The sequence below is a fragment of the Maribacter sp. LLG6340-A2 genome (genome assembly GCF_045057105.1).
GTDB lineage: Bacteria > Bacteroidota > Bacteroidia > Flavobacteriales > Flavobacteriaceae > Maribacter.
Genome location: NZ_CP159332.1, coordinates 500,154 through 510,078, shown reverse-complemented (window position 1 = coordinate 510,078; position 9,925 = coordinate 500,154). Strand labels below are relative to the sequence as shown.

Below are 9,925 nucleotides of genomic sequence, written 5' to 3'. Positions count from 1 at the left end.
TTTCTTTTTAATTGGCACAAGAATTGAAATAATGTTGATGTAAAAAAAGCGTTAGACACTGTATTTACGCTCTTTGGGTTGATAATGCAGTAGTTAAGTATAATTTTTTAAAATGAAGTTCTGTTTAAATAATGACAGAATGACCGATATATGAGTATGAAAGATTCTAAATTTTCAAATTTTGACAATATGTCTTTGCAGGGAATCGATCAGGATTCTGAGTTAATACCGTTATTGACCCCTGAAGATGAAGAACAAATGAATAATGAGACCTTACCGGAGACCTTGCCGATATTGCCTTTAAGGAATACGGTTCTTTTTCCTGGGGTGGTTATACCTATTACAGCAGGGAGGGATAAGAGTATACGCTTGATCAAAGATGCCAATAATGGGTCAAAAGTTATTGGGGTCGTTTCTCAAAAAGATGAGGAAACTGAAAATCCAGAGGTTAAGGATATTAATACATTAGGTACTGTTGCAAGAATATTAAGGGTACTACAAATGCCAGATGGTAATACAACGGTTATTATCCAAGGAAAAAAACGCTTTGAAATTGCCGAGGTGTTAACTAAAAAGCCATATATAACCGCCACTGTACGGGAGACTAGTGAAGTTAGGCCAGAAAAGAACAGTAAGGAGTTTTTGGCCATTATAGAATCCATAAAGGAATTGGCCTTAAAAATTATTAGGGACAACCCAAACATTCCTAGTGAAGCATCTTTTGCCATTAAGAACATTCAGAGTAATTCTTTTCTGATCAACTTTGTTTCTTCTAATCTTAATCTGGATGTTAAGGCCAAGCAAGAATTATTAGAGATCGGTAGCTTGCAGGAAAGAGCACTGGCAACATTAAAATATATGAATGTTGAACTGCAAAAATTGGAGCTTAAGAATGATATTCAATCCAAGGTAAGGAACGATCTAGATCAGCAACAGCGAGAATACTTTCTGCACCAGCAAATGAAGACCATCCAAGAGGAATTGGGTGGTGTTTCCTATGATGAAGAGCTGGAGGAGATGAAGGAGAAGGCCAAGGAAAAAAAATGGGGTAAAAAAGTAAAAGAACATTTTGCCAAAGAGTTGTCCAAAATGCAACGAATGAATCCACAAGTGGCAGAATATAGCATCCAAAGAAATTATTTGGATCTGTTGCTAGAGTTGCCATGGAAAGAATATTCAAAAGATAAGTTTGACCTTAAACGTGCGCAAAGGATATTAGATCGTGATCATTATGGTTTGGAAGATGTAAAGCGTAGGATCATAGAATATTTGGCCGTCCTTAAATTAAGAAATGATATGAAATCCCCAATTTTGTGTCTATACGGACCTCCTGGGGTGGGTAAAACCTCATTGGGTAAATCCATAGCCGAGGCTTTGGGCAGGGAATATGTAAGAATGTCTTTAGGTGGCTTGCGTGATGAAGCTGAAATAAGAGGTCACCGTAAAACTTATATTGGTGCCATGCCTGGTAGAATTATTCAAAGTTTAAAGAAGGCAGGGACTTCTAATCCTGTATTTATATTGGATGAGATAGATAAGTTATCCAATAGTAACCAGGGCGACCCGTCCTCTGCCATGTTAGAGGTATTGGATCCAGAGCAGAATAGTGATTTCCATGACAACTTTTTGGAGTTGGGGTATGATCTGTCTAAAGTAATGTTCGTTGCAACGGCAAATAACTTGGGCAGTATTCAGCCGGCACTTAGAGACCGTATGGAAATTATTCATGTAAGCGGTTACACTATTGAGGAAAAAGTTGAAATCGCTAAAAAGCACCTATTGCCAAAGCAATTAACGGAACATGGTTTGGATGCTAGTCATTTAAAAATAGGCAAGCCACAATTAGAAAAGATCGTGGAAGGTTATACAAGGGAATCTGGAGTTCGTTCCTTGGAAAAGCAAATTGCCAAAATGGTACGTTATGCCGCAAAATCTATCGCTACAGAAGAAGAATATGATGTTAAGGTCAATAATGAGGTAATTGTAGAGGTATTGGGTGCTCCTAAAATGGAGCGGGATAAATATGAAAATAATGAAGTGGCAGGTGTTGTTACCGGTCTTGCATGGACAAGCGTAGGTGGCGATATTCTTTTTATAGAATCTATACTTTCCAAAGGTAAAGGTACCATGAGTATTACTGGAAATCTTGGTAAAGTGATGAAGGAATCCGCTACTATTGCCATGGAATATATTAAATCCAATGCAGATAGGTTTGGTATAGATGCCTCAATTTTTGAAAAATATAATGTGCATATTCATGTACCGGAGGGCGCTACTCCAAAAGATGGTCCAAGTGCAGGTATTACAATGTTGACATCCTTGGTTTCCCTTTTTACCCAAAAGCGGATCAAGAAAAGTTTGGCTATGACGGGCGAGATCACTTTAAGAGGAAAAGTGCTGCCAGTGGGTGGTATTAAGGAAAAAATACTTGCGGCCAAAAGAGCGCGTATTAAGGAAATAATATTATGTGCCGATAATGAGCGTGATATTAAGGAAATAAAAGAAACGTATTTAAAAGGATTGACATTTCATTATGTTAAGGAAATGTCTGAGGTAATTGATATTGCCTTGACGGATCAGAATGTTAAAAACGCAAAAAAATTATAAACGTTCTTTTATGCTTACTTTTATAATATGAAAAAGATTACCATAGCAATAGATGGTTTCTCCTCTACAGGTAAAAGTACTTTGGCCAAGCAATTAGCCAAAAAATTAAAATATGTCTATGTGGATACCGGCGCAATGTATCGTGCGGTTACCTTATTTGCTATGAGGTCTGGCTTTGTAGAATCTGGGAAGGTAAATGAAGAGGCATTGGAGCAAAAGCTAGATGATATTGAATTGAAATTTGTTTTTAATTCTAGCGTTGGCTTTGCCGAGATGTATTTAAATGGTGAAAATGTGGAGAAGGAAATTCGTACCATGCCAGTTTCAAAGAATGTAAGTCAGGTTGCGGTATTGGAGGCCGTACGTAAAAAATTGGTAGCCATTCAACAGGCAATGGGTATAGATAAAGGCATTGTCATGGATGGTAGGGATATTGGTACCGTAGTATTTCCTGAAGCCGAACTTAAAATATTTATGACCGCATCACCGGAAAAAAGAGCGGTAAGAAGGTACAAAGAACTGCTGGATAGGGGAGAGGATGTAAAATATGAAGACATATTGGAAAACGTTCAAAAGCGAGACTATATAGATAGTAATCGTGCTATTTCGCCTTTAAGGAAAGCAGAGGATGCCATAGAATTTGATAATAGTGACTTAGGATTAGAGGATCAGTTTCAAAGAATCTATGAACATTCGCTCAGGGTTATAGAAAAGCAAGGATAAAAAAAAGAGGTTAGCGCAATGCTAACCTCTTTTACTTTTATAATAGTATTTGGACTATTTGTTAGGAATAACCAATACTTGATCAGGATGTATAACATCCGGGTTTTTCAAGATACTCGTATTCGCTTCAAAAATAGCCTTGTATTTCATGGGGTCTCCATAATAGTGTTTAGCTATTTTACTTAAAGACTCGCCACTTTTTACGGTATGTCTATGGTATACGGAATCATCTGCAACAGTTATGTTTGCTTTAATATCAGAAGGACTTTCACCGCCAATAGCTTTAATTTTATCCCAAATAATGTCTTTTTCATAAGGAGTAGCAGCTTGTCCTTTAACTTTAAGAACATCACCTTCAACGGTTACGTTTCCATCTTTTATTCCCAATTGCTCACCTAGGTCTAAAACACCTTGGTATTTTGCTTTAACACTCATAATAATCTATAATTTAATGGTTAATATAATGCTTGTAAGATAGGCATATTAAAGTTATTTTTCTCAAAAACGGTTGGCTAAAATTTAATTGGCTTGATACTTAATTAAGTAGGTTGTCTATTTGAAATAAAATCATTATTTTTGCACACCTTTTTTGCAAGGATATCAAGAGAAAAAGGGGGGTTAAAAAACAAATGTAACAACTTTCATAGTCGTTGCCTAAGTCTTGATAAGGTTATGGAATACAAATTAATTATCAGCAAATGGCTGAAGAAAAAACAAATGCAGAGGTAGCGGAAACTACTGAAGCAACACAACAAACAGCTGTAGAGACTCCACAGCAAGATCCTCAGGAATTTTTAGAAAACTTCAATTGGGAAAAATACGAACAAGGAATTGAGCGTGTTGACGATTCTAAATTGCAGGAATTTGAAAAATTAGTAGCTGAAAATTTCGTTGACACTGCAGATGCTGAAGTTGTTGAGGGAAAAGTAGTTTATATTACTGATAGAGAAGCTATCATTGATATCAACGCAAAATCTGAAGGGGTTATTTCCTTGAACGAATTTCGTTACAACCCAGGTTTAAAAGTTGGTGACAAGGTAGAGGTGTTGATCGATATTCGTGAGGATAAAAGTGGTCAATTAGTATTATCTCACAGAAAGGCGAGAACTATTATGGCTTGGGACCGTGTAAATGCGGCTCATGACAAAGAGGAAATCGTTAGTGGTTTTGTTAAGTGCAGAACTAAAGGTGGTATGATCGTTGACGTATTTGGTATTGAAGCTTTCTTGCCAGGTTCTCAAATTGACGTTAAGCCAATTCGTGACTACGATCAGTATGTTAACAAAACAATGGAATTCAAGGTTGTAAAAATCAATCACGAATTTAAGAACGTTGTTGTTTCTCATAAAGCGCTTATTGAAGCTGATATTGAAGAACAGAAGAAAGAAATCATTAGCCAGTTAGAAAAAGGACAAGTATTGGAAGGTGTTGTTAAAAACATTACTTCTTACGGTGTGTTTATTGATCTTGGTGGTGTTGATGGTTTAGTTCACATTACTGACCTTTCTTGGAGCAGAATCAACCACCCGAATGAGGTTGTTGAATTGGATCAGAAATTAAATGTTGTAATTCTTGATTTTGATGAAAACAAATCTAGAATTCAATTAGGTCTTAAGCAATTGGAGAAGCACCCTTGGGAAGCTTTATCCGATGAAATTAAGATTGGTGATAAAGTAAAAGGTAAAGTAGTTGTTATAGCTGATTACGGCGCGTTCATCGAAGTTGTTGAAGGTGTTGAAGGTCTTATCCACGTTTCTGAAATGTCTTGGTCTACGCACTTGCGTTCGGCACAAGATTTCGTAAATGTTGGTGATGAGGTTGAAGCGGTTGTATTGACATTGGATCGTGAAGATCGTAAAATGTCTCTTGGTATCAAGCAATTGACTCCAGACCCTTGGACAGACATTACTACGAAATACCCTGTAGGTTCTAAGCATAAAGGTATCGTAAGAAACTTTACTAACTTTGGTGTTTTTGTTGAGCTAGAAGAAGGTATTGACGGTTTAATCTATATCTCTGATCTTTCTTGGACTAAGAAAATCAAGCATCCGTCTGAGTTTACTAACGTAGGTGATACTTTAGAAGTTGAAGTATTGGAATTGGATGTTGAAGGTCGTAAGTTGAGCTTAGGTCATAAGCAGACTACTGAAAACCCATGGGATAAATATGAAACTGAATTTGCTTTAGGTACAGTTCATACAGCAACCATTTCTGATGTAGTTGATAAAGGTGCAACAATTGAATTTAACGAGGATATTACTGCATTTATTCCTCAACGTCATTTAGAGAAAGAAGATGGTAAGAAACTAGGTAAAGGCGATGAAGCTGAATTCAAGATTATTGAGTTCAACAAAGACTTCAAACGTGTAGTAGCTAGTCATACCGCAATCTTCCGTGAAGAAGAGCAACGTAATGTTAAAGCGGCTGTCAAAAGACAAGCAGCTAGCGCAGATGAGGCTAAGCCAACTTTAGGTGATGCTAACGATGCGTTACAAGCGTTGAAAGACAAAATGGAAGCTGATTCTAAGAAGAAGTAGTTTCATTAGTATACATCCTTTTAAAAGGATGATAAGTAAAAGCCCGGGTTATTAATCCGGGCTTTTTTAGTTATCACCTTACCGGTTCCTATTAGGGTTCCAATAAAATGACTTACTAGTGGAGATTTTTAAGTTTGGTATTTCAGACCACTTTAAGGATTTTATGATTAGTTGACTTTTCTTTTTACGAACCAAAGATCTTCCAAGCTAAGATTTAGGCTTATTAGATGGTAATTCTCTTTGACCAGAACATTCTGTAAAATACCCTTTGATCCGTAACTGTAAGAAAGGTTGATCATGGAGTGCGTACCTCTACTTGTAGGTATGCCAATACCAGCAGTAATATTATAGCCCTCAACTTTTTTGTTGGCAATGTTTAAATATCCGTTATCATAATTATACCCAAGCCTATATCTAATTCGTTGGTTGTATTTATGACCAGACGGGTTTTTAACATATTCCAGACCAAACGCATAAATATCTTGATCGGTATATGTGCCAATATTTTCAGTTTGATTGGTGTTGCTCCAAAAGTTTTTCTTGTAATCTGCACTCAAAGTAATTTGTTCTATTGGCTTTAAGCTCAACCCAAAACCAAGTTCTAACGGTAATTTAAAATCCGCTACATTATCTGTTTTCTCATCTTCTACATTAATTTCTGAGCCATATAGATTTTTTATTACAGACCTTTTTAATTGTCCGTTTAGGCTCATAGGTAATTGAGCCGTGGCTCCTACTGTAATGTTGTCTAAAATATCCCATTGCATACCAAATCCAATTCTAGCCCCATTATAATTGGTTTTTTCGGTAGATTCAAAAGTGGTGGCAATATAAGTAAAGGATTCGTTTTCTTCAATATTTCCAAATAAAAAGGAAGCGTTCATGCCTATTCTAAATCGGTCGTTAAAGGCGTAACCAAGGTTTAATCGTATATCGCTTAATCCGCCAATACCGGTAATATTGCTTTCAAATGTTTGTGTAGAACCCTCAATATTGGTGTTCACCCCTAAAATAGAATAGCCAACATCGCTATAGGGAACCAATGAAATGCCACCTCCAAAATTTTCGGCAATTCTAAATCCAAAAGCTAGATTAGAAAAGTTGACGATAGATTTGTTTTCTGATGTAGTCTTGTTGCTATAGTTGTTGATTTCTCCAGTAACGCCAATATCATAGAGAAAGGAATTTTGTGATATTAGCGCATAGGTGGCTGGGTTTAGATTGTTTAAATCGTACACAGATTTTGTACCTATACCGCTATATCCAAGTCCGTTGAACTTTCCAATACTGGTTTGGTTGATCACTCCTAAACCATATAGGGAGTAGGGAGAACTTGTAAGGGCTTCGGATTGTGCCCTTGCATGGTACAACGTTATTGATAATATAAGTAATAGAGTATATAGGTTATTCTTCCTCATCATAAATAGCATAGGTTAATTCCAGTATTGTTTCATTATTTTCATTACCATTTGCATTGAGCACAAAACGATCTATAGTAGAGTTATAATCTATAGGGAGCAAGATCAGGGCATCATCTTTGTCCCTACTTTTTACTTGTAGTTCTTCTAGGTAATATGCTAAGGGGAGTTCGTAATAAATTTCATTGAACTCTTGGTTTTCCTTATTAAGAATGGCATATATTCCGGTACCGGAAACACTTAATTGTTCCGTTAATACGTTGTTGTGATCAACGATATACACGGCAAGGGAATCACTTAATTTTAATTCGTCATTATAAGATAAAGGTGTAGGTTTTATTTTAAGTACACCGTCTAGTATGGTTCCATTACCGGGAATATCATATAATGTGGACATATTTGGAAATTGAACACGCATTGCAATACCAATACCGGATTGTATGTAACTTTGATTATTAGATTCAGAACTGGCTAAGTTTACTTTACTGTTTGTTAATGTTTGTAAAGGTGTAATAGGGTTACTAGAGGTAATTTGGTTAAAGAAAGGAATTGGTGTGGTAAAAGTATTTAATTGAATATCTAAATATTCTTGAATTAGCTCTTCAGAACTTGGAGTACTATAGTATAGCCTAACATAGGTACGTTCGGTACTTTTTGTAAAACCAATAACGGCTTCATTTTCATTGCCTTGTGGTAACATGGCAATACCATTATATCTATCAATAAATTCATCGGCATTGACAATATTATTTTCTTGTAATTGGGTAAACATATCGGCGCCATATTGATCAAGTAGTTTAATTCGTATAGAATCTCCTGAAATAGGTCTTGGGTAATATTCTAGGGCACCCAAGTTCTCGTTATTGACTTTTATGGTACTCGTATTGTAAAAATCGTCTCCATTGGCAGGCTTTAAGCGCTCATTGATTTGTTTAATTTCAATGGCATTTTTTTGAAGTGTATCGTTATAATAATATTCATCAAACCCTGCAATAAGTACAATACTGTCAAACTGGGCATCTGCGCCAATAGTGTATGTGGATGGTACTAATTGCATATAGCTAGAGGCGCTAACCGTTCCAAAGACTGAATCCTGATACATGCCTACCAAAATCCTGGTAGACTCTGAGGTTATAATGCTGTCAAACTTCATGGTGGAAGTTTCTACGCTCAAGGTGTCAATGAGGTATAGTTGAATATTACTATCGGTAAATGTTTCTCCGGCAACAAATTCAGAATCATTATAATTTTCTTGGGTGCAGGACATTAGGGTTACTGCAAGAATTAGATATGGGAGTATGTCACATATCCAATGAATTGGATGTTTTAGTAAGTACATGGAATTTATGTTTGGTTCAAAACTAGAAACCAACTACGGTTCCTAAAACCCGAATAGACCAACCCGTAATGTTTTAAGATGAACCTTATAAATAGTTCTACTAACGGTAAGTGCGTATTGGTAGATTAAAATGCTGGGTTGGTATGTTAAATACCATAATTTATCTATTGTGTTTTTAAGAAGGTAGCCCGCTCTAGTAGATTTGGAGCATAGAACTGGCAATTAAAACAAAAACGATGAATAAAAACAATACGTATTTTTTAAAGATGATAAGCATGGCAGCCGTAGCCTTACTATTTGTGGCTTGTAGTAGTGATGACGATGATGAAGACCTTGGTAATTGGATAGATAAATCTGTATTTGATGGAAGTGCGCGTAGCAGTGTTTCTGGTTTTACGATCAATGATGTTGGGTACATGGGCGTAGGATATGATGGGGACGATTATTTGGCATCTTTTTGGGCTTATGATATGGAGGGGGATTATTGGTCCCAAAAAGCGGATTTTCCCGGAGTTGCAAGAAATGCAGCGGTTGGTTTTGAATTAGATGGTAAGGGGTATATAGGTACCGGCTATGATGGGGTAGACGAGCTCAGTGATTTTTATTCCTATGATCCAACTACTAATACATGGGTAGAAATTGCACCATTACCTACAGATAGGAGAAATGCTGTTGCCTTTGGCGTTAACGGATTTGGTTATGTAGGTACAGGCTATGACGGGGAAAATGATAAAAAGGATTTTTATAAATACAATCCCGTTGATAATACTTGGGTAGAATTGGTAGGGTATGGAGGTAATAAGAGGCGTTCTGCCACAACGTTTACCATAAACGGCCAGGTGTATTTGGGCACCGGTGTTTCTAACGGGGTTTATCTAGATGATTTTTGGGTGTTTGATCCAGCAACAGAGAGTTGGACTAAAAAGTTAGATTTGGACGAGGAGGACGATTACGCCATTTCTCGTAGTAATGCGGTAGGTTTTACACTTAATGGATATGGATATATAGCTTGCGGGGAGTTGAACGGTGCTACGAATACCGTATGGGAATATGACCCAATTTCAGATGAATGGGAGCAAAAAACTTCCTTTGAAGGTGCAACTCGCCAAGATGCAATTGCATTTTCTAATGGTAGCCGTGCCTTTATAGGAATGGGCCGTACCGGTAGTCTTTATTTGGATAACCTTGACGAATTTTTTCCATTGGATGAGTATGAGGAAGAGGATTAAAAAACGTTACTAAGATTTTGAGTTGTTAATTTTTTGGGTCAATCTATGCAGGTTGGCCCATTTTTAAACATT

General features: G+C 36.7%; 7 protein-coding genes. 4 read left to right on the top strand and 3 right to left on the bottom strand.

Translation table 11 applies throughout. The features are described from left to right. Positions 1 to 156: 156 nt before the first annotated feature. Positions 157 to 2,607 (top strand): endopeptidase La, encoded by a 2,451-nt coding sequence (lon, locus tag ABVM52_RS02055; protein ID WP_405385089.1) that lies wholly within the window; start codon positions 157 to 159, stop codon positions 2,605 to 2,607. A 27-nt stretch (positions 2,608 to 2,634) separates the two neighbouring features. Beyond that, positions 2,635 to 3,330, top strand: a complete 696-nt coding sequence (cmk, locus tag ABVM52_RS02050; protein WP_405383225.1) for a (d)CMP kinase — start codon at positions 2,635 to 2,637, stop codon at positions 3,328 to 3,330. Positions 3,331 to 3,384: 54 nt separating this feature from the next. On the opposite strand, the gene ABVM52_RS02045 is transcribed toward cmk, so the two are convergent. Beyond that, the gene (locus ABVM52_RS02045; protein ID WP_405383223.1) at positions 3,385 to 3,765 is read right to left on the bottom strand and encodes a LysM peptidoglycan-binding domain-containing protein; all 381 of its coding nucleotides are present in this window, start codon (positions 3,763 to 3,765) and stop codon (positions 3,385 to 3,387) included. Between the two features lie 263 nt (positions 3,766 to 4,028). Between ABVM52_RS02045 and rpsA the strand changes: the two genes are divergently transcribed. After that, positions 4,029 to 5,867: a 30S ribosomal protein S1 gene (rpsA, locus tag ABVM52_RS02040; protein ID WP_304434971.1), complete on the top strand. Its 1,839-nt coding sequence runs from the start codon at positions 4,029 to 4,031 to the stop codon at positions 5,865 to 5,867. A gap of 167 nt (positions 5,868 to 6,034) precedes the next feature. Here rpsA and ABVM52_RS02035 read toward each other — a convergent pair whose 3' ends face one another. Both ABVM52_RS02035 and ABVM52_RS02030 read right to left on the bottom strand, forming a co-directional pair. Next, complete coding sequence (locus ABVM52_RS02035) at positions 6,035 to 7,288, bottom strand: OmpP1/FadL family transporter (RefSeq protein WP_405383220.1); 1,254 nt, start codon at positions 7,286 to 7,288, stop codon at positions 6,035 to 6,037. Next, positions 7,272 to 8,624 (bottom strand): DUF4270 family protein, encoded by a 1,353-nt coding sequence (locus tag ABVM52_RS02030; protein WP_405383218.1) that lies wholly within the window; start codon positions 8,622 to 8,624, stop codon positions 7,272 to 7,274. Before ABVM52_RS02030 ends, ABVM52_RS02035 begins: the two co-directional genes overlap by 17 nt. 236 nt (positions 8,625 to 8,860) lie before the next feature. Here ABVM52_RS02030 and ABVM52_RS02025 point away from each other — a divergent pair, with 236 nt between their 5' ends. Further along, on the top strand, positions 8,861 to 9,853 hold the full coding sequence (locus ABVM52_RS02025; protein ID WP_405383216.1) for a Kelch repeat-containing protein: 993 nt from the start codon (positions 8,861 to 8,863) through the stop codon (positions 9,851 to 9,853). Positions 9,854 to 9,925: the final 72 nt, after the last annotated feature.

Coding starts and splice junctions, on each gene's coding strand:
- ABVM52_RS02035 (WP_405383220.1), bottom strand. CDS start 7,288: ATGATGAGGAAGAATAACCTATATACTCTATTACTTATATTATCAATA.
- cmk (WP_405383225.1), top strand. CDS start 2,635: ATGAAAAAGATTACCATAGCAATAGATGGTTTCTCCTCTACAGGTAAA.
- rpsA (WP_304434971.1), top strand. CDS start 4,029: ATGGCTGAAGAAAAAACAAATGCAGAGGTAGCGGAAACTACTGAAGCA.
- ABVM52_RS02025 (WP_405383216.1), top strand. CDS start 8,861: ATGAATAAAAACAATACGTATTTTTTAAAGATGATAAGCATGGCAGCC.
- lon (WP_405385089.1), top strand. CDS start 157: ATGAAAGATTCTAAATTTTCAAATTTTGACAATATGTCTTTGCAGGGA.
- ABVM52_RS02030 (WP_405383218.1), bottom strand. CDS start 8,624: ATGTACTTACTAAAACATCCAATTCATTGGATATGTGACATACTCCCA.
- ABVM52_RS02045 (WP_405383223.1), bottom strand. CDS start 3,765: ATGAGTGTTAAAGCAAAATACCAAGGTGTTTTAGACCTAGGTGAGCAA.